A 21,612-nucleotide genomic window follows, 5' to 3' on the forward strand; every position below is an offset into this window, starting at 1 on the left:
GTCATTCAATTGTCAGGTCCGGTTCGCAGGAAGGTCGGGCCGTTTCATCACTTGCTCGTTCCGATTCGGATAAAAAAATGCCCCGGCGGCGCCGAGGCATTTAACGGTATCGTAGGAGGAATCGGATACCGAGGAGACAATCTTTTCGCGCCGGCCCGGCGGCGGTTTGCTGCGAGGGCCATTCATTGCCGCCTGTCGGCATGCATGCGGAATCGATTGGTTTGCCGTATCGGCCATTCCTTGGCCACGGCATGAGTTTTTCTCGCAGGCGATAAGCCCGGGAGGCAACTGCAAAAATCAAGCAAAAGAACTGAACAGCGAACCGGCCAGACTTCATCATAGACAAAAATTTCTTGCCTGGCTCGCGTTTTTGAAGCACCGGCGCAACGGGCTGTTGCGCGTGCTCGCTTGCAATGCTTATTTCTTGGTTGCCTTGGTCGCCTTGGTGGTGGCTTGCGACAGTTGGTCTACGGCATTGGTGACGTTGGCTTCGATCACTTCGGCTGCCTGCTTGGCGCTTTTGCTGAACTGCTCATAGCCGGCATTGAGATTGCCGATCGTCGATTTCAGCAGGGAAATGGCTTGCTCGGAGCCGGCCGGCGCGTTTTTCGACGCTTCGTCGATCAGCGAGATGACTTTGCGGTTGGCTTCCGCGATCTGGGCTTCTGCTGTCTTGGTCAGCTCGGCCTGGGTGCTGGAGAAAATGCTGCTCAGGTGGCGGCTGTAGGCGACGGATTTTTCGACCGTCGGTTGGGCCTGGGCCGTGGACAACGAGAAGAACTCTTGCGGATCCTTGGCCGCAAACAGCTTTTGCGCAGTGGCCTGGCCTTCTTCCAGCGAAGATTTTGCCGCTTTCAGATTCAGATCCACTAATTTTTCCACGCCTTCAAAGGTCTTGCTCGCCAATTGGCTGAACAGTGCGATCTGCGCTTCGAAGTTGGCTTTGGCTGCTGCAGAAAATTGCTCGGTGTAGGTCGTCATGTTGGTACATCCTTCGGTTTGATTGGTTGATTGATGAAAAGGACTGTGACTACAGGGATTGCTTACGGACCGATCTGAACTGATGGGAAGTGATCTCCGATGTAATTTCTTATTTGAATATGATGCGTTGCACAAAACGATTCTAGTTTAAAAAGACATAAAGTCAATGACTTTCACGCCATGAGAAATACGATTTTTTATGTGTGATGACTCATGTTTCTTCAGTGGTGTTACCAGTCAGGAGAAGGTCGAATAAATTGGGTTCAAATGCCAAAAATTTTGAGTGATAGGGTCTCATCTTTTGCTCGCATCAAGAGCATTTGCTCGATCCCCGAGGTGCTACCATCCTGCATCGCATCATCGGCATCATCGGCATCATCGGCATCATCGTTACTTTTTCCGTCCGAACTGTTTCCTGGAAATCCGGTTTGAAAGCTTTTTACAGCGACCACTTCGTACTGCCATTGCCGCCCGGCCATCGCTTCCCCATGATCAAGTACCGCATGATCCGCGAAGGTGCGGCGCGAACGGTGCCGGGCCTCGAGTTTCACGAAGCCATGCCGGCCTCGGATGGCGAACTGGCATTGGCCCACCATCCCGACTATGTCGCGCGCGCCAGTCGCGGCGAACTAAGCGCCTCGGAGCAGCGCGATATCGGTTTTCCCTGGACGCCGCAGATGATCGAGCGCTCGCGCCGTTCGTCCGGCGCCACCATTGCCGCTTGCCGCGCTGCCTTCAGCGAGGGCATTGCGGTCAATCTGGCCGGTGGCACCCACCATGCCTATGCCGACCGCGGCGCCGGCTTTTGCGTGTTCAACGACTCAGCCATTGCCGCACGGCTGATGCAAGCCGAACGGCGCGCCTCGCGCGTGGCCATCGTCGATCTCGATGTGCACCAGGGCAACGGTACGGCATCGATCCTGGCGCGCGACGATTCGGTGTTTACGCTTTCCCTGCATGGAGAAAATAATTACCCCTTCGAGAAGGAACGCAGCGACCTCGATGTAGCTTTGCCGGATGGGGTGGGGGATGACGACTATCTCGCCGCGCTGGCAGCAGCGCTGGATAAGCTGCAGGCCAATTTCGCGCCGCAGTTGCTGATCTTCCTGGCCGGTGCGGATCCCCACGAGGGCGACCGGCTCGGCAAGATGAAGTTGAGCATGGCAGGGTTGGCGGCACGTGACCAGGCGGTGTTTTCGTTCGCCCGCCTGCATAAAATCCCGGTTGCGGTTACGATGGCGGGCGGTTACGGCCGAGACATAGAACAGACAGTGGCTGTCCACGTACAAACGATAAAACTCGCCAAGCTCCATGCCATTGACTGGAACAATGGACGAGGCGACTGAGACCACGCAAAGGCGTGGCCGATCCTGGAAGAAGAAATGATGCACTCCGCCGCCGGCAGCAGCCGGCAAAAGCAGGTCTTGCTGAGCCTGGTTCCCTTGGTGTTCGTATTGATCTGGAGCACCGGCTTCATCGTGGCCAAATTCGGCTTGCCATATGCGCCGCCACTGACTTTTCTCATACTGCGTTTTGCCGGTGTGCTGGTGGTGCTGTTGCCGCTGGTATTGCTGTTCCGCGCGCCTTGGCCGCACGGCCGCATCCGCCATGTGGCCGTGGCTGGCGTATTGCTGCAGGCGGGTTATCTGGCGGGGGTATGGTGCGCGATCAAGATCGGCATGCCGGCGGGATTGTCGGCGCTCATCGTCGGGCTGCAGCCGATCCTCACCGCTTTCGCCGCACCCTTGCTGGGCGAGTCGGTGCGCAAGCGGCAATGGCTGGGACTATTGCTGGGGCTGTGCGGTGTCGGGCTGGTGGTTGCCAACAAGATTTCGCTGATCGGTCTCTCGAACGCCAGCATCGCGCTGTGCGTATTCGCGCTGTTTTGCATCACGGCAGGGACCCTGTACCAGAAACGCTACTGTTCCCATTTCGATCTGCGTACCGGCACTGTGATCCAGTTCCTGGCGTCGGCGGTAGTGGTGCTGCCATTCGCTGTCGCCATCGAAGGGCTGGACTGGCGGCTTAGCCAGGTGTCGTGGACGCCGCAATTCGTCGGCGCCTTGCTGTGGTCGATATTGGCGTTGTCGATCGGCGCCATCTTCCTGCTGTTTGCGCTGATCCGCCGCAGCGCCGCCACCAGTGTGACCAGCCTGCTGTACCTGACGCCGCCGACCACTGCCGTGATGGCCTGGCTGATGTTTGGCGAAGCCTTCAGCATGATCGGTGCGCTGGGCATGCTGATCGGCGTCATCGGAGTTGCCTTCGTAGTGCGCAAGTAGGGGATTAGCCGGCGTTTGTGCCGGCGCTATCCGGCATCAGGGTGACCAGCTTCAGGTCTGGCCGGTTGGCTACACGGAAATTGACCTGGCGGTAGCTTAGCTCGCCCATCTGCGGATGGTGGAAACGGCGTTCCCCGCCTTCGCGTTCGACCACGTCCTGCAGGCTCCAGGCGCGCTTGAACAGCGCGTTGCGCGCCGATAGCTCTTCCACCATCGACGCTACCTGCGGGTCGTCCAGCAACGCTGCGCAATCGGCGCGGAACTCCGCCACCACACGGCGTGCGCGTTGTTCCCAGTCGGCGGTCAATTGGCGCGCCTCTTCCGTGCAGAACATGAAGTGCAGCAGGTTGCGGCTGCCTGCGCGAGTATCTAGCCAGCCGGTGAACAGCTTGCGTGCCGCCGGATTCCAGGCGACTGCGTTCCAGTAGCGATCCATCAAATAAGCGGGTGCGCGGAAATTGCGCACCACCTCGAGTATTTCGGGGGCGATCACCGATTCATCGCCATGCTCCGGCAAGACCGGATCCTTTTTCCCCGCCAGTTCGAACAGGTAGGCGCGCTTGGCGCGCGGCAGGTGCAGCGCTTCGGCCAGGCGCGACAGCGCCTGCGGGGACACCGAGTCGGTGCGGCCCTGTTCGATCCAGGTGTACCAGGTCACGCTGATGCCGCACAACTGGGCCACTTCTTCGCGCCGCAAGCCGGGCGTGCGGCGCCGTCCGCCCAGCGAGAGCTGCGGCAGGCCGGCTTGCGCAGGCGGTGTCTGTTCGCGCTGGGTCTTGATGAATTCGCCGAGGGCGCGGCGTCTGGCCAGGTCGTTATCCATGCGGGTTTGCTGTCGATGGAGGAGGGGAAGGATTGTTGCGGAGCGGCGAAACTATTGCTTTGGGTAATAGTATAAATGATCAACTTGTAACAGGATAAAAAAAGTCTAGACTGGGCTACCTCATCCCACCCTGCAACAGGAGCCAAGCAAATGCGTAGCCATCAAGAAGTCGTGACAGAACAATTCGGATCCACTGCCGCCGCCTATCTCACCAGCGCGGTTCACGCGCAGGGCGCAGACCTGCAGGAGCTGGCGCAAATCGCTGCAGTCATCCCGGATGCGCGTGTACTGGACCTGGGCTGTGGCGGCGGCCACGCGAGCTTCGCGGTGGCGCCGGTGGTGCAAAAAGTGATCGCCTACGATTTGTCGGCACAAATGCTGGATGTGGTTGCCTCGGCTGCGAAAGAGCGCGGACTGGATAATCTCGCCGTGCGCCAGGGCAGCGCCGACAAGCTCGATTTCCCCGACGCCAGCTTCGACCTCGTGTGTACCCGCTTCAGCGTGCACCACTGGCGCAACGTGCCGCAGGCCTTGCGCGAGGTGCTGCGTGTGCTCAAGCCGGGAGGCCGCTTCATCGCCATCGATACGGCGGCGCCCGCCGACGTGCTGGCCGATACTTACGTGCAGGCTATCGAGCTGCTGCGCGATACGTCGCACGTGCGCAATATCAGTTTGAATTCGTGGCGCAAGCTGCTCGGGCAGGCGGGTTTTTCGATTGCATCGGACAAGACCTGGAAGCTGCGCCTGGAGTTCAGCAGCTGGGTGGCGCGCATGCGTACGCCGGCCGACAATATCACCGCCATCAAGGCGCTGTGGGCCAGCGCGCCGCAAGAGGTGAAAGACTATTTCGAGCTGGATGACGCCTATTCATTTTCCATCGATGTCGCCATGCTGGAAGCGCGCAAGCCCTGATATGCATCTCAAGCCCATCCTTCTCAAGGATGGGCTTCCCTGAGTGGACATGTTTTTTCCTTGGTTTTCCCGTCAACGGCGCGGTCTCTTTTGCCGTTATTCCACCCATTCCGTCCGATGTCGCGCATGGCTCGTTTTCAATCGACGCGGCCGGTTTTTCCAAAGCAGAACAGCCGGCGCCGCCATTGATTCGCCTTTGTGATGAAGATAGCGGTGCCCAGTGAAGTTTTGCGCTGGTATCATGTTTTCTTTTTTGCGCTGGTATCAGTCAATATACAGACAGAGGGACGCAAAGAATTGCCATAAAGATAAGAAAAATAAGAAGCCGCTCAGGGGTGAGGGGCCCGGCGATAAGTAGAAAGTCGTTTAATTAACTGCGCTAACTACTTAATTCTCTTGCGAAATTTCTGCTTTTTGCTACACTGCCAACGTTTCTCTTATGTATTATCAGGGTTAATTTGGGGGGAGATCCACCTATGTTCAAATCAGCGCTGGCCATTTTTACAACGCTATTATTCATAAACGCTGGTCTGGCTCCCGCCAATGCCCAGACAACTACCGCCGCCAAAAAAACCGTCGCCAAGAAGGTCGCGCCCAAAAAAGTGGTCGCCAAACGCACGGTAACCACCACCAAAACTGTCGCCAAAGGTTCGCTGAACAACCGCGAGAAGCTGGTGCGCAAGGTCACCATGGTCAAAGGCCGTCGCCATGTGAGCTACCAGCGCGTATCGGCTGCGCCATCGATCCCGGCAGTGCCTCCGGTGATGACCGCGGGCGACATAGCCGGCCTGAACCTGACGCAGGACCCGTTGGCGCTGCGTTCCAACGTCGCGCTGGTGATCGACCAGGCCAGCTCGCAGGTTTTGTTTGAAAAGAATTCCAGCGTAGCGCTGCCGATTGCCTCGGTCACCAAGCTGATGACCGCATTGGTCGTGGCTGAAGCGCACATGAACATGGAAGAGGTGCTCACTGTCACCGACGACGATGTGGACCGTGAAAAGCACAGCAGCTCGCGCTTGCGCGTAGGCGCGCAATTGAGCCGCGACGACATGCTGCACATCGCCCTGATGAGTTCGGAAAACCGTGCCGCATCCGCGCTCGGCCGCAATTATCCGGGCGGCCTGCCGGCCTTCGTGGCAGCCATGAATGCCAAGGCCCGTTCGCTGGGCATGCAGGATACCCACTATGTTGACTCGACCGGCCTGTCCAGCCAGAACGTCGCCAGTGCGCGCGATCTGGCCAAGCTGGTCGTGGCGGCTTATCAGTATCCGCTGATCCGCCAGTACTCGACCGATTCCAAATACATGGTTGAACCGAGCGGCCACGCGCTGCAGTACAACAGCTCCAACCGGCTGACGTCGAACAAGGACTGGGACATCGGCTTGCAAAAGACCGGCTTCATCAACGAAGCGGGCCACTGCCTGGTGATGCTGACCCGCATTGAAGGCCGTCCCATCGTGATGGTGTTCCTGGATTCCAAGGGCCGCCTGTCGCACGTGGGCGACGCCACCCGCATGCGCAAGTGGCTGGTGGAAGATGCGCCGAAGAATCTGACCCGTGTGAAGATGGTGCGCGCCGATCAGGGTTGATACCAGATCTTGCCGCTGGCGCGCAGGCGCCAATAAAAAAGCGAACCAAAAATGGTTCGCTTTTTTTATGTCTGCATGACGAATGGGAGCAGGGGCTGTGACGAAAGAATGGTTGCCTTCAGCTTTATCAACCCCGGCTGCTGTCGAATCCCAGTGCCGATGAAATCTGGTTGGCAGTGCTGACCAAATCTTCCACCCATTCTTCCTGCAATCGATCGGCAGGAGCCGAAATCGACAGTCCCGCCACCAGCTTGCCGGAGTCATCGCAGATACCCGCCGCCATACAGCGCACACCCAGTTCCAGCTCCTCGTTGTCGCGCGCATAGCCGAGCGCGCGCACCATGGACAATTCGCGCTCTAGCTTGGAGAGATCGGTAATGGAGTTCTTGTTGTGGCCGGCCAGCCCGGTGCGGGTCGCATAGGCGCGCACCGCCTTGGGGTCGTCGACCGACAGGAACAGCTTGCCGGTCGAGGTCAGGTGCAGCGGCGCGCGGCCACCGATGGCGCGCACCACCTGCATGCCGGAGCGTTCGGAGAAGGAGCGGTCGATGTAGACGATCTCGTCGCTCTGGCGCACCGACAGGTTGATGGTCTGGTGGGTCTTGCGGTGCAGGGCGCGCATGAAGTCGAGCGCGGCTTCGCGTACCGACAGGCGGCTCTTGACGATATTGCCCAACTCCAGCAGGCGCATGCCCAGGCGGTAGGTGCCCGGCTCCACGCGGTCGACGAAACGCTTGACCACCAGGTCGTTGAGGATGCGGTGGGCAGTCGATGGATGCAGGTCGGTGGCGGCGGACAGCTCCTTGAGGCTGACCGGGTCGGGATAGGCCGCCAGCGCGTCGAGCAGCGACACCATGCGCTCGATGACCTGGATGGAAATGTTGTCCGTTTCGCCTGCCGCTTCTTTTTTCATGGTGCAGTCTGATGCGTTGCAATAGAACAGTTATACCACATTGTGAAAACAACAAAAAGTTCGGTCGTTCTTTTATGTGAATGGTCTCCGAGCCTGCAATTCCGCAGGACGTATTTCCTTCGAGCCAAACCGATCAAGCACTAGCGTTCGCTCAACTCGGATGATTGCATCAGGCGTCGGCGCCGCGAAGCGTTTCCCGGCCGGCATCATCGCCGCCAGCGCTTGCTATCCATTTTGATATAAAGACGCCGCTCTTTATTCAGCGGTCCTGATCTTGCATATCTGTTTTTTGCATAACTAGAGAAGAAAGTATTCGTTCTTTTTTGGGAGGGCGCTCATTAACCTGTGCTCTCCAAACAAAAACGCATGAAGACAACACTCATTGGGAACGGATATGAAGCTCAAGAACATCATCAAAACGATTGCGGCCGCACTGGTGCTGGCGCAGGTTGCACATGTGGCCCAGGCGGCCGATATCTCGTTGCTGAACGTCTCTTACGACCCGACGCGCGAACTCTATGCCGACTATAACAAGGCCTTTTCCAAATACTGGAAGGAAAAGAGCGGCGATAACCTCACCATCAAGGCTTCGCACGGCGGTTCCGGCAAGCAGGGGCGCTCGGTGATCGACGGCATCGATGCCGACGTGGTGACCCTGGCGCTGGCCTACGACATCGACGAAATCTCGGAAAAGGCCAAGCTGCTGCCGGCCGACTGGCAAAAGCGCCTGCCGCACAACAGCTCGCCCTATACCTCGACCATCGTGTTCCTGGTGCGCAAGGGCAACCCCAAGCAGATCAAGGATTGGGATGACCTGATCAAGCCGGGCGTTTCCGTCATCACCCCGAACCCCAAGACTTCCGGCGGCGCACGCTGGAACTACCTGGCAGCATGGGCCTACGCGCAGAAGAAGGGCGGCAATGACGCCGCAGCGCGCGAGTACATCGGCAAGCTGTTCAAGAACGTGCCGGTGCTGGATTCCGGCGCACGCGGCGCCACCATCACCTTTGTTGAACGCGGCATCGGCGACGTCCTGCTGGCGTGGGAAAACGAAGCGCTGATCTCGCTGAAGGAATGGGGCCCGGACAAGTTCGACATCGTCGCACCGTCGATTTCCATCCTGACCGAGCCGCCGGTGGCGCTGGTCGACAAGGTGGCCGACCGCCGCGGCACCCGCAAGGTGGCTGAAGAGTACCTGAAGCACCTGTACTCGGAAGAGGGCCAGGAAATCATCGCCAAGAACTACTACCGCCCGATCGACCCGAAGATCGCCGCCAAGTATGCATCGCAATTCCCCAAGCTGAACCTGGTCACCATCGACAAGGATTTCGGCGGCTGGCAGAAGGCCCAGAAGACCCACTTCGCCGATGGCGGCACCTTCGACCAACTGTACGTGCCGAACAAGAAGTGATTTGACCGCAAATCAATGCAGGCCGGTTCAGCCGGCCTGCAGCCAACACCAGCAGGCGACGTGCCTGCCGACTGAAGAAGCAAGAAAGCAAGTAAAGCAGATTGACATGACCATCCTGTTGCTGGCCGGCAGCCCCTCGGCTCCATCCCGTTCCACCCGCCTGTTGAACCACGTCGGCGATAAGCTGGTTCAGCTCGGCCATCGTTACGCGCGCCTGGAAGTGCGCGACCTGCCGGGCCAGGCCATCCTGCGCGCCGACTGGAACGATGCGCAGATCAAGGCCGCGCTGTCGACGGTGGAAGAGGCCTCTGCGGTAGTGATCGCCACGCCGGTCTACAAGGCGGCCTACAGCGGCATCCTGAAAGCCTTTCTTGACCTGCTGCCGCAGTTCGGCCTGACCGACAAGCTGGTGCTGCCATTGGCCACCGGCGGCAGCCAGTCGCACATGCTGGCGCTGGACTATGCGTTGCGCCCGGTGCTGTCCTCGCTCAATCCCAAGCATGTGTTGCCCAGCATTTATGCCACCGAAGCCCAGGTCACCTGGAGCGAAGAAAGCGGACTGACTCTCGACGCTCCCATTGCCGCACGCGTGGAAGAAGGCGTGGCGCAGCTTTCGGCCAGCCTGTCGGCGCTGCACAAGGCGGCGCCGCAGGAGTTCCGCGAAGTCCCGTTCTCGCAAGTGCGATGTAGCATCTGACCGGCGCCTGAGGCGCGCCAGCAGCATGCGGCGAAGCCGCCGCACCAATCTCTTGACCCGATAAAACAACCGGCTGGTGCAGCGGAAGGCCGCCTGCACGCCCAAGAACTGGAGAGCATCCTTGAAAGCCTATAGCGACAAGAACACATCCATGCAACGCCGCGCCGCCCTGGCGCGTTTGTCGGCCGCCGCGTTGGGGGCACTGGCGATTGCCGCCGGCGCCGTGACGACCGCGCAGGCGCAGGAGGCCAAAGTGCTGCGCATCGGCTATCAGAAAGCCGCTAACACACTGGTGCTGCTGAAGACGCACGGCACACTGGAAAAGCGCCTGCAGCCGCTGGGTGTGGATGTGAAATGGGCTGAATTCGCCGCCGGTCCGCAATTGCTGGAAGCGTTGAATGTCGGCTCGGTCGACTTCGGCTATGTCGGCGAAGCGCCGCCGGTGTTCGCGCAAGCCGCGGGCGCTGATTTCGTCTACACAGCCTATGAGATTCCGACGCCCGACGCCGAGGGTTTGCTGGTGCCCAAGAACTCCCCGCTCAACAGTGTGGCGGAACTGAAGGGCAAGAAAGTCGCCTTCAACAAGGGCTCCGACGTGCACTGGCTGGTAGTGGCGTTGCTGAAGAAGGCCGGCCTGGCCTATAGCGACATCCAGCCGGTCTACCTGGCGCCGGCCGATGCCCGCGCCGCCTTCGAGAAGGGCGCGGTCGATGCCTGGGCCATCTGGGATCCGTTCCAGGCCGCAGCCGAGAAGCAAGTCGGCGCGCGTCGCCTGGCCACCGGCGTAGGGGCGGTGAACCACCACCAGTTCTTCCTGAGCGCACGCGCCTTCGCCGCGAAGAATCCGCAGATAGAAAAAATCCTGCTGGAAGAAATTACCCGTGAAGGCCAGTGGGTGCGCGCCAATACCGCACAAGCCGCCGCCCAGCTGGCGCCGATCCAGGGCCTGGATGCCGACATCATCGAAACCGGCCTGAAGCGCTACGCCCACATCTACAAGCCGATCGATGCCGGAGTACTGGCCGAGCAGCAGAAGATCGCCGACGCCTTCTTCGAACTCAAGCTGATCCCCAAGCCGCTCAAGGTCAGCGACGCCGTATTGAAATAAACAACGCGAGGCGGCGCAGGTCCGCCTCACAGGAGTCTCGCATGAACGTATTCTGGTTTATCCCCACCCACGGCGACAGCCGCTACCTCGGTACCTCCGAGGGCGCGCGTCCGGTCAGCCACGACTACATGAAACAGGTCGCGGTGGCGGCCGACACGCTGGGTTACGACGGCGTGCTGTTGCCCACCGGGCGTTCTTGCGAGGACGCCTGGGTGGCGGCCGCCAGCCTGATCGATGCCACCCGTCGCCTCAAATTCCTGGTCGCGGTGCGGCCCGGCCTGACCGCGCCGACGCTGTCGGCGCGCATGGCTGCTACCTTCGACCGCCTGTCCAACGGCCGCCTGCTGATCAACGTCGTCACCGGCGGCGATCCGGTCGAGCAGGAGAGCGATGGCGTGTTCGGTACCCATGCCGAGCGCTATGAAATCTCCGACGAGTTCCTGAAGATCTGGCGCGATGTGCTGGCCAAGACGCATACCGGCGGCGAGACCGATTTCGACGGCAAGCATCTGAAAGTCAAAGGCGCCAAGGCGCTTTATCCGCCGCTGCAAAAACCTTATCCGCCACTGTATTTCGGCGGATCTTCCGATGAAGCGATCGACCTCGCCGCAGAGCAGGTCGACGTCTACCTGACCTGGGGCGAACCGCCCGCAGCAGTGGCCGAGAAGATCGCCGTCGTGCGTGAACGCGCCGCCAAGGCGGGCCGCACACTGCGCTTCGGCATCCGTCTGCATGTGATCGTGCGCGACACCAATGAAGCCGCATGGCAGGCCGCGGACGAACTGATCAGCCGCCTCGACGATGAAACGATTGCCAAGGCGCAGGCCAACTTCGCGCGCATGGACTCCGAAGGGCAGCGCCGCATGGCGGCCCTGCACGGCGGCCGCCGCGACAAGCTGGAAGTCAGCCCCAACCTGTGGGCCGGCGTCGGCCTGGTGCGTGGCGGCGCCGGCACCGCACTGGTGGGCGATGGGCCGACCGTGGCGGCGCGCATGAAAGAATACGCCGACCTCGGCATCGATACCTTCATCCTGTCCGGTTATCCGCATCTGGAGGAGTCTTACCGGTTTGCCGAACTGGTGTTCCCGCTGCTGCCGCGCAGCCAGCGCGAAGGGCTGCCGGGCTTCAACCTGACCGGCCCCTTCGGCGAGATCGTCGGCAATACCGAAGTGCCCAAGTCCGCGCCGGTGCGCGTGTCGGCGAGCTGAGGCGGCCATGACGAGCGCAACCTCCAATTCCGTGGTCGATGTCGCCGGTGTGCCGGCCGAACGCACGGGCAAATCAAAAAGCCAGGCAAGCAAAGGCCAGGGCTGGCAGAGCGGTAGCTGGATAGGCTGGCTGCTGCCGCTGGCGCTGGTGGCCTGGTGGGAAATCGCCGCCCAGGCCGGCTGGCTGTCCAGCCGCATCTTGCCTGAACCGTGGGCGGTGCTTAAAGCCGTCTGGAACCTGTCGGCGTCCGGCGAACTGTGGCGCCACCTGGCCGTCAGCAGCGGCCGCGCGGCTTCCGGCTTTGCCGTGGGCGCGGGGTTGGGCCTGGTGCTGGGGCTGCTGTCCGGCAGCCTGCGCTCGGCCGAGCTGCTGCTCGACACCACCTTGCAGATGGTGCGCAACATTCCGGCGCTGGCGCTGATCCCGCTGGTGATCCTGTGGTTCGGCATCGACGAGACGGCCAAGCTGTTCCTGGTCTCGGTGGGCGTGTTCTTCCCGGTCTACCTCAATACCTTCCACGGCATCCGTTCGGTCGATAAGGGGCTGATCGAGATGGCCAAGAGTTACGGCCTGTCGGGCTGGGCGCTGTACCGCGACGTGATCCTGCCGGGCGCCTTGCCGTCCATCCTGGTCGGGCTGCGTTTTGCGCTGGGGCTGGTGTGGGTGCTGCTGATCGTGGCCGAGACCATTTCCGCCCAGGCCGGCATCGGCTACATGACCATGAACGCCCGCGAATTCCTGCAGACCGATGTGGTGCTGGTGGGCATCCTGCTCTATGCGTTGCTGGGCAAGCTGGCCGACAGCGCGGCCCGTGCGCTGGAACGTTTCTGGCTGCGCTGGCATCCGGGCTATCAATAAACCTAGACCCGGCAGTGACCGCTTGCTATTTTTTGAGGATGAGCATGAAAACAATCTTTGGCAGTATCAATACAGTCCTCTCTGGTGGTGAGAGCGCTATGCATTCGCCGGCACCGCGCTCGCCGCGCCATGCGGCGTTGCTCCTTCTTGCGCACAGTAGTGCGCCGCGTCGTCGCGCCTTGCCTGGCACGTCGATCACGGCACCGGCGAACGCATTCAACTGCCGGATCTAGGTTGAACCTACAGGAGAACCCGATGCATATCCATGCTCAGGAAAACCAGGCAGTCAGCCGCACCGCCGCCGGCAACCGTGGCATCGGCATCCGCCTGCAGGCGTTGTCGAAGTCGTTCGGCGGGCGCGAAGTCCTGCACGGCATCGACCTTGAGATCGAGCCGGGCGAGTTCGTTGCCATCGTCGGCCGCAGCGGCTGCGGCAAGAGCACGCTGTTGCGCCTGGTGGCGCAACTGGACGGCGCCAGCGAAGGCGAGGTGATCTACGGACAGGGCGAAGGTGACCCGGAGATCCGCATCATGTTCCAGGACTCGCGCCTGTTGCCGTGGAAGCGCGTGCTGGCCAACGTGGCATTGGGCTTGCCCAAACAAGCCGCGCCGCAAGCCTTGCAGGCGCTGCGCCATGTCGGCCTGGAGCAGCGTGCCGGCGAATGGCCGGCGGTGCTTTCGGGCGGGCAGCGGCAGCGCGTGGCGCTGGCGCGCGCCCTGGTGCACGATCCGCAACTGTTGCTGCTGGACGAGCCATTGGGCGCGCTGGATGCCTTGACCCGCATCGAGATGCAGCAACTGATCGAATCGATCTGGCAGGAACGCGGCTTTACCGCCTTGCTGGTCACGCACGACGTGCAGGAAGCGATTGCCCTGGCCGACCGCGTGCTGCTGATCGAAGACGGGCATGTCGCGCTGGACCAGCGTATCGAGCTGACGCGCCCGCGTTCGCGCGGCCAGGCGCAGTTCGCGCTGCTGGAGGAAGCCATTCTGGCGCGTGTGTTGCGCCATCCGGGCAGCGAGCAGCCGGCCGCAGGGCAAGAGCTGGAACTGTTTGCGCCGCGCGGCGTGCAGCAGGTGCAGTGGGCAGTGTAAGCGTTATCTGATCAACCGAATTTCAACCATCGCGGCGAGGCAGGTGCCGGCGCCGCATCATCCACCAAGGAGCACAGCATGACCATCCAAGCCATCAACGTACGTAACCAGTTCAAGGGCAAAGTCAAAGCCATCATCGAAGGTTCGGTCGTGTCCGAAGTCGATGTCGAAACCCCGGCAGGCATCGTCACCTCGGTCATCACCACCCGTTCGGTGAAAGACCTTGGCCTGACCATCGGCAGCGAAGTCGTTGCACTGGTGAAGGCGACCGAAGTCTCGATCGCCAAGCTGTAAGAACCTGTCTACGATCGCGCCAGGGTTATCCGATTCTGGCGTAATCGCAAACAGGCTCTGATCGTTTCAACGGCGGCCGGTAGCCGCCGCATACCGCTTTTTCTTCAGGAGCGGTGCATTTTCATGGAGCTGCCCGGATGACATCTCAGGCACTGGACGCTTATCTGGAGCGCCTCAACAATGCGTCGCACACTGCGTCGAAAGTATGGCTGGACGAGCAGGAGCGCGCAGTTGGACGCTATTTCAATACTTCGCTGACGTCGGCATTCCAGCCGGTGCGGGCTTTCGGCGATGGCGGCATCGTCGCTTACGAGGCGTTCGCACGCAGTTATTCCGAGTTCGATGACGGGCTGCATCTGTGGAAGCTGCTCGACCACGCCGCCAGCGATGACGAATCGGTGGAACTGGACCGGTTGTGCCGCATGCTGCATGCGGTCAACTACTACCGCCAGGCCGGCAGCGATGCGCCTGAGCTGCACCTGTCGGTGCATGCGCGCTTGCTGGCGGCGGTCAACAGCAACCACGGCGTCGCTTACCGGCGCATCCTGTCGGTGCTGGAGCTGCCGCATGACCGCATCGTGCTGCAGTTGCCGGTGGTGACGCCCAACCAGCGCTGGCTGCTCAACTACGTGCTGGACAACTACCGCCGCAACGGTTTCCGTCTGGGGGTCTCGGCCAACAGTCCGCTGGAGGCGCTGGGCCTGCTGGACAAGGTGCGTCCCGACCTGATCAAGGTCGATGCCCGTGAACTGCCCGATCCCGACAGCGTCGGCCTGCTGTTGCTGCGCGCGGCGGAGCAGGGCGTGCGCATCTTCTTCAAGCGCGTTGAAAACCGCGAGGTGTTCGACAAGCTGGAGCAATATGGCAGTGCGCTTGCCCAGTCCATCCATGCACAAGGCTACTTGTGGGACACCCCGGGAGCGCGCCTGCTGCCGCAAGGGGAAGGGGCGCAGGCGGCCTGACTCGGACTATAGTGGACAGCGTACTTCCCTGTCCGCGACCCTTGCGCGAGGATTCCATGAGCACATTGTTTTCCCGTCCCGCCATCGCCCCCGCCCATTTGGCGCGGCTGGCCGATTATCGCGTGCTGGTGGTGCCCGGCCTGCACGGCAGTGGGCCGGAACATTGGCAATCGCGCTGGCAGCGGCTTTATCCGGCCTTCGAGCGCGTCGAGCAGGTTCACTGGAGCCAACCCGACTTGCCGCGCTGGTCGCAGCGCCTGGGGGAGGTGCTGGCGCAATCCGACCGGCCGGTGGTGATCGTGGCACACAGCTTCGGCTGCCTGACTACGGTGCATCGCGCTGCCGCCTTGCAGGCCGAATCCGGTTCTGCCTTCCCCATCGCTGCCGCCTTGCTGGTGGCGCCTGCCGATCCCGGCAAGTTCGAGGTCGGCGACGAGGTCAGCTATCGCCTGACGTTTCCGGCACTGGTGGTCGGTAGCGAAAACGACCCGTGGATGAGTGCGCCGCGGGCCCAGCAATGGGCCAAGACCTGGGGCGCGTCTTTCCATCATGCCGGGGCATTGGGGCATATCAATGCCGAATCGGGCCTGGATGACTGGCTGGCGGGGCAGGAATTGCTGCTGGGCTTGCTGGAGCGGGTAAGGCCGCCGGGTTTGTGACCAGCATCGATACCTGCACAATGCTTTCCTTGCAATAACCATAATTCTCTTCGCGGATTTCCTCGTTCGCCGCCTTGCCTTTATACGGTTTTCATCTAAAGGAATGCGAAAAATTTCGTTCTCTTTATAACTATCGGGTGCGATTATCGGCTCCCTATAGTCGCATTTGTAATAAAAAGAGAACGTCCCCATGACCGCTTCAACTGTATCCATTCCGGCGTCGCAGGCTGTTGGCGGGGCTTTCAAGCCCGCCCGATCCAAGCGCGTCTTGCCGGGATTTCGCCTGTCGCTGGGTTTCACCATCTTCTATCTGGCGCTGATCGTCCTGATCCCGCTGTCCGCGATTTTCCTCAAGACGTTCACCCTGACCTGGGAAGGCTTCGTCGATGCGGTGACTTCGCCGCGCGTGATGGCTTCCTACCGCCTGACCTTTGGCGCCTCGCTGCTGGGCGCGGTGCTCAACGTGATATTCGGCGGCATCGTGGCCTGGGTGCTGGTGCGTTACCGCTTTCCGGGCAAGCGCATCATCGACGCCCTGGTCGACCTGCCGTTCGCGCTGCCGACCGCCGTGGCCGGTATCGCGCTGACCACGCTGTATTCGCAGAACGGATGGCTGGGCAGCCTGCTGGCGCCGCTGGGCATCAAGGTGGCGTTCACGCCGCTGGGCGTGCTGGTGGCGCTGACCTTCATCGGTTTGCCGTTCGTGGTGCGTACCGTACAGCCGGTGCTGGAAGAGGCCGAGCGCGAACTGGAAGAAGCCGCTGCCAGCCTGGGCGCCAACCGCTGGCAGACCTTCACGCGCGTGATTTTCCCGACGGTGTTGCCGGCGCTCCTGACCGGTTTTGCGCTGGCCTTTGCGCGCGCCGCCGGCGAATATGGTTCGGTGGTCTTCATCGCCGGCAACATGCCGATGGTGTCGGAGATCACGCCGCTGTTCATCGTGACCAAGCTGGAGCAGTACGACTATGCCGGCGCCACGGCCATCGCGATGGTGATGCTGATCGTGTCCTTCATCCTGCTGCTGACGATTAACCTGTTGCAAGCCTGGACCCGCAAGCGCGGCCGGGCGGAAAGGGCCTGACATGAGCGGTGCTGCAACTTCCATTGCCGCCGGCGCCATCAACCGTGGCGAGCCGCCGCTGACGCCGGGCGCCACGCTGGAGCCGTGGTGGGTACGCGCCTTGCTGATCGGCACCGCGCTGGTGTTCCTGACGCTGTTCCTGTTCGTGCCGCTGGTCTCGGTGTTCTACGAGGCGCTGAAAAAGGGCTGGGGCGTCTATGTCGCTTCCATCGTCGAGCCCGACGCCTGGTCGGCCATCAAGCTCACGCTGCTGACCGCCGCCATTGCGGTGCCCCTGAACCTGGTATTCGGCGTGGCCGCGGCCTGGGCCATCGCCAAGTTCGAGTTTCGCGGCAAGAACCTGCTGCTCACGCTGATCGACTTGCCGTTCTCGGTCTCGCCGGTGATCTCGGGCCTGATCTATGTGCTGCTGTTCGGCATGCAAGGCTATTTCGGCCCGTGGCTGCGCGAGCATGACATCAAGATCCTGTTCGCCGTGCCCGGCATCGTGCTGGCCACCGTGTTCGTGACCTTCCCGTTTGTGGCGCGCGAGCTGATCCCGCTGATGCAGTCGCAAGGCAACGAGGAAGAAGAAGCGGCGCTGGTGCTGGGCGCGTCCGGCTGGCGCACCTTCTGGCATGTGACCCTGCCCAACATCAAGTGGGGCCTGCTGTACGGCGTGATCCTGTGCAATGCGCGCGCCATGGGCGAGTTCGGCGCGGTGTCGGTGGTCTCGGGCCACATCCGCGGCGAGACCAACACCATCCCGCTGCAGGTCGAGATCCTTTACAACGAATTCAACATCACCGGCGCCTTTGCGGTGGCTTCGCTGCTGGCCTTCCTGGCCCTGGTGACGCTGGTGATCAAGAGCGTGGTCGAGTGGCGCATCCATCATCAACTGGCCGCCGGCAACCGCGAATAAGAGGAGCAGGACATGAGTATCGAAGTCAAACAGATCAACAAGCGCTTCGGCAATTTCACCGCGCTGGACAACGTCTCGCTGAATTTCCCCGCGGGCGAGCTGACTGCGCTGCTGGGCCCGTCCGGCTGCGGCAAGACCACATTGTTGCGCATCATCGCCGGGCTGGAATCGCTCGATTCCGGCCAGGTGCTGCTGGATGGCGAAGACGCTTCGGCGCGCCATGTGCGCGAGCGCCAGGTCGGGTTCGTGTTCCAGCACTACGCGCTGTTCAAGCACATGACGGTGTTCGAAAACATCGCCTTCGGCCTGCGTGTGAAGCCGCGCAGCCAGCGGCCATCGGAAGCGGCCATCCGCGAGAAGGTCAAGAGCCTGCTGGAGCTGGTGCAGCTCGACTGGCTGGCCGACCGCTATCCGCCGCAACTCTCCGGCGGCCAGCGCCAGCGCATCGCCCTGGCGCGCGCATTGGCGGTGGAGCCGCGTGTGCTGCTGCTGGACGAACCTTTCGGTGCGCTGGACGCCAAGGTGCGCAAGGAACTGCGCCGCTGGCTGCGGCGTTTGCATGACGAGCTGCATGTCACCAGCATCTTCGTCACGCACGATCAGGAGGAGGCGCTGGAAGTGGCCGACCAAGTGGTGCTGATGAACAAGGGGCGGGTCGAGCAGATCGGCGCACCGGCGGAAGTGTACAACCAGCCTGCGTCACCTTTCGTCTACGGCTTCCTCGGTAACGTCAACCTGTTCCACGGCCGCCTGCATGAAGGCGTGCTCGACACCGGTGCGGCGCGTTTCGATGCGCCCGGCCACGGCGATGCGCGTGATGCCGCCGGCGTCGGCTTCGTCCGTCCGCACGACATCGAGGTGGAGCGTTATTCGCCCGGCGCCGAAGGCATCGTGGTGCAACTGCGCCGCTCGCATGCCATCGGCCCGCTGGCCCAGCTGGAACTGGAGCGCGACGATAATGCGCAACTGATCGAGGCGGTGATTTCCAACGAACGCTTTGCCCAATTGAACTTGAAGAGCGGTGAAACTCTGGTGGTCAAGCCGCGCCGCTTGCAAGTGTTTGCCGACCAGGGTGGAGGGCAGGCGCAATGAATTTCCAGCAACTGAGATCTATCCGCGAAGCCGCGCGCTGTGGCTTCAACCTGACCGAAGTGGCCAACGTACTGTTCACCTCGCAGCCAGGCGTCTCGCGCCAGATCCGCGAACTGGAAGAGGAGTTGGGCGTCGAAATCTTCGAGCGCAACGGCAAGCGCCTGACCGGTTTGACCGAACCCGGTAAAGGCATCCTGGGCATCGTCGAGCGCCTGCTGCTGGAAGCCGAGAACCTGCGCCGCGCCAGCAAGGAATACTCCGGCGAGCAGAGCGGCACGCTGTCGATTGCCACCACCCACACCCAGGCGCGCTACGTGCTGCCGCGCGTGGTGCAGGCGTTCCGCACGGCCTTCCCGCAGGTGCGTATCGCGCTCCAGCAAAGCGCGCCTGAGCACATCGCCGAATGGGTGATCTCGGGCAAGGCCGATATCGGCATCGCTACCGAAGGCCTGTCGCAGTTCAAGGAGCTGGTGTCTTTCCCCTGTTATACCTGGAGCCACGTGATCGTGGTGCCGCAGGGCCATCCGCTGCTGGGGTTGGAGCGGGTCACGCTGGAAGACTTGTCTACTTGGCCGCTGATCACCTATGACGTCGGCTTCACCGGCCGCGGCCATATCGACGAGGCGTTCCGCCAGGCCAGCATCGAACCCGATATCGTGCTGACGGCGATGGACTCCGACGTGATCCAGCATTACGTGGCGCTCGGATTGGGCGTGGGCATCGTGGCGTCGATGGCGGTGGACCAGGCCAAGCACCAGGATCTGCTGCCGATCGGCGCCTCGCACCTGTTCAAGCCGAACATCGCGCGGCTGGCGGTGCGCCGCGGCGCCTACCTGCGCGGTTATGCCTTCGACTTCATCCAGGAGTTCGCACCGGAGCTCAAGCGGGCCGACATCGTCAGCGCACTCAACGAGGCCAGCGCCTAGTTTTACATCGACTTGCGATAGACGATAAAGCCGGAGTCCACCGCCACCGTGTCGTACAGGCGGCGTGCCGTGGCGTTGGTGTGGTGGGTGTGCCAGTAGACGCGTTCCGCGCCGGCCGCGGCGGCGCGCCGATATAGCTCTTCAATCAGCGCCCGGCCCACTCCCTTGCCGCGTGCGGCTTCGACCGTGAACAGGTCCTGCAGGTAGCAGGTAGGGCCGATCAGGATGGTATTGCGGTGGTAAAGGTAGTGGGCAATGCCCAGTAGGTGGCCTTGACTTTCGGCCACCAGTGCGTGCACAGGCTCAGCTTCGTCGTGGATGCGGGACCAGGTGGCATTGGTGATTTCCAGCGGCAGGGCGGTAGGGCCGGAACGTCCGTAGAAGGCGTTGTAGTCGTCCCAAAGTATTTTCCACTGCGCAAAGTCTTCGCGCTGCGCCGGCCTGATCAAGACGGCTGCTTCCTTGGCTTGCTCCATACCTTTTCCTCCTTTGTGGAGGGCACAGTATATAGACACGCGCGCAGCATGTGAAAAAGCCCGGAGGCAAGAGCCTTCCGGGCTTTTTTGCATCCGGCGGATGCCGGACGGAACCCTTGCCGCTTAAACCTTGTTGACCTGGGAGGTCGAGGTGCTGCTGGTGCTGCCGGAAACGGTGTTGGCCGGCTGGGCCACAGGCTGGCTAGCCACCATCAGGTCGGCGAACGATACGTTGGACTTTTTCGCCGGCTGGGGCTGGGTCGCGTGAGCGGTTGCGTTATGGCTGGAAGAGACGGAATTGATCGGCATGGTGTTCATCCTCAAGAAAGCGTGTGCCACCGGGCCGCAGGGCCCAGACTCGAATATTGCCGGGAAAGTATAGGTGGGCGGGAGGAGGGCGTGATGTGATTGCCGCGCCTTTTAACCCAAACTTACATGTATTTACGGGTAAGTGGCACTTCGATGACACCGGCAGGCATGCTCATTTGCGCATGCGTGCTGCACAGTTGTCGCGTAGTGCGGTGTCCTCCGGTGCATCGTCATCGGCATCGCCGGTGTGTGCCTGCGGGTGTTGACGTACGCAGCCGCGGTAGCGCGCTACGTACCGTTCAAACTCGGCACGCGCCTGGGCGCGCGGCATGGATGCCAGCTTGCGGATGAATTCGCGGCTGCCGATCTCGAAGTGCTGGTAGTCGATCGGCTCTTTCCAGTTGCCGCCCCAGGCCAGGAAGCCGTGATCGTAGAACACGCCAACCAGATCCTCGGCCTGGCCGGGCCGCAGCGGCATGCGCGGCACGTAGTCCGCGCCGGCTTGCGGCAGCACTTGTTGTTGCGGGCTGCCGGCCTTGCTCACATAAGGGTTCTGCAGGGGATTGATGTCGATTGCGGCGCCATAGGCATGCTTGGACCAGGCGCCGCCGCCGGTCATGGGCCGGCCGTTGAAGGCGGAGGTATTGTTGGCCGCCATCGACTTTTCATCGTCGCCGTCGAAATTCTCCAGCGGCATGGCGCTGGCCAGCGGCGTTGAGCGCAGCAGCAGTTCGCCGAACAGCGATTCAACCTGGGGGGCGACAGCGTCAAGCACGACTACCGAGCCGCTGCGCGTGGCGCCGTCGAAATCGGTGTAGTCAAAGCTGACCGTCGACAGGCGCGAACAGGGCACGGGATTGGCCGGCGTGATCACGTGGCGCGTTTTCATTGCGGCGCATTGCGCAGCGGAAACCGGGACGATATCGGCATGCGCGGCTGGCGCGAAGGCGAGGATGGCCAGCATGGCAGGGGCGGCGGCCCAGGCAGTTGCACGGCCGAAACTGGATGCGATGAGTTGGATCATAAGTCGCGAT

Annotated in this window: 24 protein-coding genes; 17 read left to right on the top strand and 7 right to left on the bottom strand. The window is 61.7% G+C overall.

Features of this window, described 5'->3' with window-relative positions; all coding sequences use genetic code 11:
• Window positions 1-417: 417 nt before the first annotated feature.
• Complete coding sequence (locus AKL28_RS05865) at window positions 418-981, bottom strand: phasin family protein (protein ID WP_050467159.1); 564 nt, start codon at window positions 979-981, stop codon at window positions 418-420.
• A 263-nt stretch (window positions 982-1,244) separates the two neighbouring features.
• Window positions 1,245-1,532, bottom strand: a complete 288-nt coding sequence (locus AKL28_RS24355; protein WP_169801819.1) for a hypothetical protein — start codon at window positions 1,530-1,532, stop codon at window positions 1,245-1,247.
• Between AKL28_RS24355 and AKL28_RS05870 the strand changes: the two genes are divergently transcribed.
• Window positions 1,470-2,327 carry a histone deacetylase family protein gene (locus tag AKL28_RS05870; protein ID WP_169801822.1) on the top strand — a complete coding sequence of 286 codons (858 nt, stop codon included), beginning with the start codon at window positions 1,470-1,472 and terminating at the stop codon, window positions 2,325-2,327. The two genes, AKL28_RS24355 and AKL28_RS05870, sit on opposite strands and share 63 nt — an antisense overlap.
• Before the next feature lie 36 nt (window positions 2,328-2,363).
• Window positions 2,364-3,263, top strand: a complete 900-nt coding sequence (locus tag AKL28_RS05875) for a DMT family transporter (protein WP_050467160.1) — start codon at window positions 2,364-2,366, stop codon at window positions 3,261-3,263.
• A gap of 4 nt (window positions 3,264-3,267) precedes the next feature.
• On the opposite strand, the gene AKL28_RS05880 is transcribed toward AKL28_RS05875, so the two are convergent.
• Window positions 3,268-4,086: a helix-turn-helix transcriptional regulator gene (locus AKL28_RS05880; RefSeq protein ID WP_050467161.1), complete on the bottom strand. Its 819-nt coding sequence runs from the start codon at window positions 4,084-4,086 to the stop codon at window positions 3,268-3,270.
• Between the two features lie 150 nt (window positions 4,087-4,236).
• Between AKL28_RS05880 and AKL28_RS05885 the strand changes: the two genes are divergently transcribed.
• Together AKL28_RS05885 and pbpG are read left to right on the top strand one after the other, a co-directional pair.
• Entirely contained in the window at window positions 4,237-4,998 is a 762-nt protein-coding gene (locus tag AKL28_RS05885; RefSeq protein ID WP_050467162.1) for a class I SAM-dependent methyltransferase, read from the top strand.
• Between the two features lie 476 nt (window positions 4,999-5,474).
• The gene (gene pbpG, locus AKL28_RS05890) at window positions 5,475-6,587 is read left to right on the top strand and encodes a D-alanyl-D-alanine endopeptidase (protein WP_050467163.1); all 1,113 of its coding nucleotides are present in this window, start codon (window positions 5,475-5,477) and stop codon (window positions 6,585-6,587) included.
• A 127-nt stretch (window positions 6,588-6,714) separates the two neighbouring features.
• Here pbpG and AKL28_RS05895 read toward each other — a convergent pair whose 3' ends face one another.
• A complete protein-coding gene (locus AKL28_RS05895; RefSeq protein WP_050467164.1) occupies window positions 6,715-7,500 on the bottom strand; it encodes an IclR family transcriptional regulator in 786 nt (261 codons plus the stop codon).
• A gap of 394 nt (window positions 7,501-7,894) precedes the next feature.
• Here AKL28_RS05895 and AKL28_RS05900 point away from each other — a divergent pair, with 394 nt between their 5' ends.
• The 13 genes from AKL28_RS05900 to AKL28_RS05960 all read left to right on the top strand — a co-directional run bounded on the left by AKL28_RS05900 (window position 7,895) and on the right by AKL28_RS05960 (window position 19,793).
• Window positions 7,895-8,911, top strand: coding sequence for a sulfate ABC transporter substrate-binding protein (locus AKL28_RS05900; RefSeq protein ID WP_050467165.1), 1,017 nt, complete (start codon window positions 7,895-7,897; stop codon window positions 8,909-8,911).
• A gap of 106 nt (window positions 8,912-9,017) precedes the next feature.
• Window positions 9,018-9,608: an NADPH-dependent FMN reductase gene (gene ssuE / locus AKL28_RS05905; RefSeq protein WP_050467166.1), complete on the top strand. Its 591-nt coding sequence runs from the start codon at window positions 9,018-9,020 to the stop codon at window positions 9,606-9,608.
• A 151-nt stretch (window positions 9,609-9,759) separates the two neighbouring features.
• Window positions 9,760-10,716 (top strand): sulfonate ABC transporter substrate-binding protein, encoded by a 957-nt coding sequence (locus AKL28_RS05910; protein WP_050467252.1) that lies wholly within the window; start codon window positions 9,760-9,762, stop codon window positions 10,714-10,716.
• Window positions 10,717-10,757: 41 nt separating this feature from the next.
• Window positions 10,758-11,924 carry an FMNH2-dependent alkanesulfonate monooxygenase gene (gene ssuD, locus AKL28_RS05915; protein WP_050467167.1) on the top strand — a complete coding sequence of 389 codons (1,167 nt, stop codon included), beginning with the start codon at window positions 10,758-10,760 and terminating at the stop codon, window positions 11,922-11,924.
• A 7-nt stretch (window positions 11,925-11,931) separates the two neighbouring features.
• Window positions 11,932-12,783 (top strand): aliphatic sulfonate ABC transporter permease SsuC, encoded by an 852-nt coding sequence (gene ssuC / locus AKL28_RS05920; RefSeq protein WP_050467168.1) that lies wholly within the window; start codon window positions 11,932-11,934, stop codon window positions 12,781-12,783.
• A gap of 255 nt (window positions 12,784-13,038) precedes the next feature.
• The gene (locus AKL28_RS05925; RefSeq protein ID WP_050467169.1) at window positions 13,039-13,878 is read left to right on the top strand and encodes an ATP-binding cassette domain-containing protein; all 840 of its coding nucleotides are present in this window, start codon (window positions 13,039-13,041) and stop codon (window positions 13,876-13,878) included.
• Between the two features lie 78 nt (window positions 13,879-13,956).
• Window positions 13,957-14,172, top strand: a complete 216-nt coding sequence (locus AKL28_RS05930) for a TOBE domain-containing protein (protein WP_006464491.1) — start codon at window positions 13,957-13,959, stop codon at window positions 14,170-14,172.
• 137 nt (window positions 14,173-14,309) lie between these two features.
• The gene (locus AKL28_RS05935; RefSeq protein ID WP_050467170.1) at window positions 14,310-15,134 is read left to right on the top strand and encodes an EAL domain-containing protein; all 825 of its coding nucleotides are present in this window, start codon (window positions 14,310-14,312) and stop codon (window positions 15,132-15,134) included.
• A 56-nt stretch (window positions 15,135-15,190) separates the two neighbouring features.
• On the top strand, window positions 15,191-15,793 hold the full coding sequence (locus AKL28_RS05940) for an RBBP9/YdeN family alpha/beta hydrolase (RefSeq protein ID WP_050467171.1): 603 nt from the start codon (window positions 15,191-15,193) through the stop codon (window positions 15,791-15,793).
• A 190-nt stretch (window positions 15,794-15,983) separates the two neighbouring features.
• Entirely contained in the window at window positions 15,984-16,874 is an 891-nt protein-coding gene (gene cysT / locus AKL28_RS05945; RefSeq protein WP_050467172.1) for a sulfate ABC transporter permease subunit CysT, read from the top strand.
• 1 nt (window position 16,875) lies between these two features.
• Entirely contained in the window at window positions 16,876-17,775 is a 900-nt protein-coding gene (gene cysW, locus AKL28_RS05950; RefSeq protein WP_050467173.1) for a sulfate ABC transporter permease subunit CysW, read from the top strand.
• Window positions 17,776-17,787: 12 nt separating this feature from the next.
• Entirely contained in the window at window positions 17,788-18,867 is a 1,080-nt protein-coding gene (locus AKL28_RS05955) for a sulfate/molybdate ABC transporter ATP-binding protein (RefSeq protein WP_050467174.1), read from the top strand.
• Window positions 18,864-19,793: a CysB family HTH-type transcriptional regulator gene (locus AKL28_RS05960; RefSeq protein WP_050467175.1), complete on the top strand. Its 930-nt coding sequence runs from the start codon at window positions 18,864-18,866 to the stop codon at window positions 19,791-19,793. The genes AKL28_RS05955 and AKL28_RS05960 overlap by 4 nt, the downstream gene beginning before the upstream one ends.
• A 2-nt stretch (window positions 19,794-19,795) precedes the next feature.
• On the opposite strand, the gene AKL28_RS05965 is transcribed toward AKL28_RS05960, so the two are convergent.
• The 3 genes from AKL28_RS05965 to AKL28_RS05975 all read right to left on the bottom strand — a co-directional run bounded on the left by AKL28_RS05965 (window position 19,796) and on the right by AKL28_RS05975 (window position 21,542).
• Window positions 19,796-20,269, bottom strand: coding sequence for a GNAT family N-acetyltransferase (locus AKL28_RS05965; RefSeq protein WP_050467176.1), 474 nt, complete (start codon window positions 20,267-20,269; stop codon window positions 19,796-19,798).
• Between the two features lie 123 nt (window positions 20,270-20,392).
• Window positions 20,393-20,578, bottom strand: a complete 186-nt coding sequence (locus AKL28_RS05970) for a hypothetical protein (protein WP_156226244.1) — start codon at window positions 20,576-20,578, stop codon at window positions 20,393-20,395.
• Between the two features lie 172 nt (window positions 20,579-20,750).
• Window positions 20,751-21,542, bottom strand: coding sequence for a M15 family metallopeptidase (locus tag AKL28_RS05975; protein ID WP_197091046.1), 792 nt, complete (start codon window positions 21,540-21,542; stop codon window positions 20,751-20,753).
• Window positions 21,543-21,612 lie beyond the last annotated feature (70 nt).

It is taken from the genome of Herbaspirillum chlorophenolicum (genome assembly GCF_001189955.1).
In the GTDB taxonomy this organism is placed as follows: domain Bacteria; phylum Pseudomonadota; class Gammaproteobacteria; order Burkholderiales; family Burkholderiaceae_D; genus Herbaspirillum; species Herbaspirillum chlorophenolicum.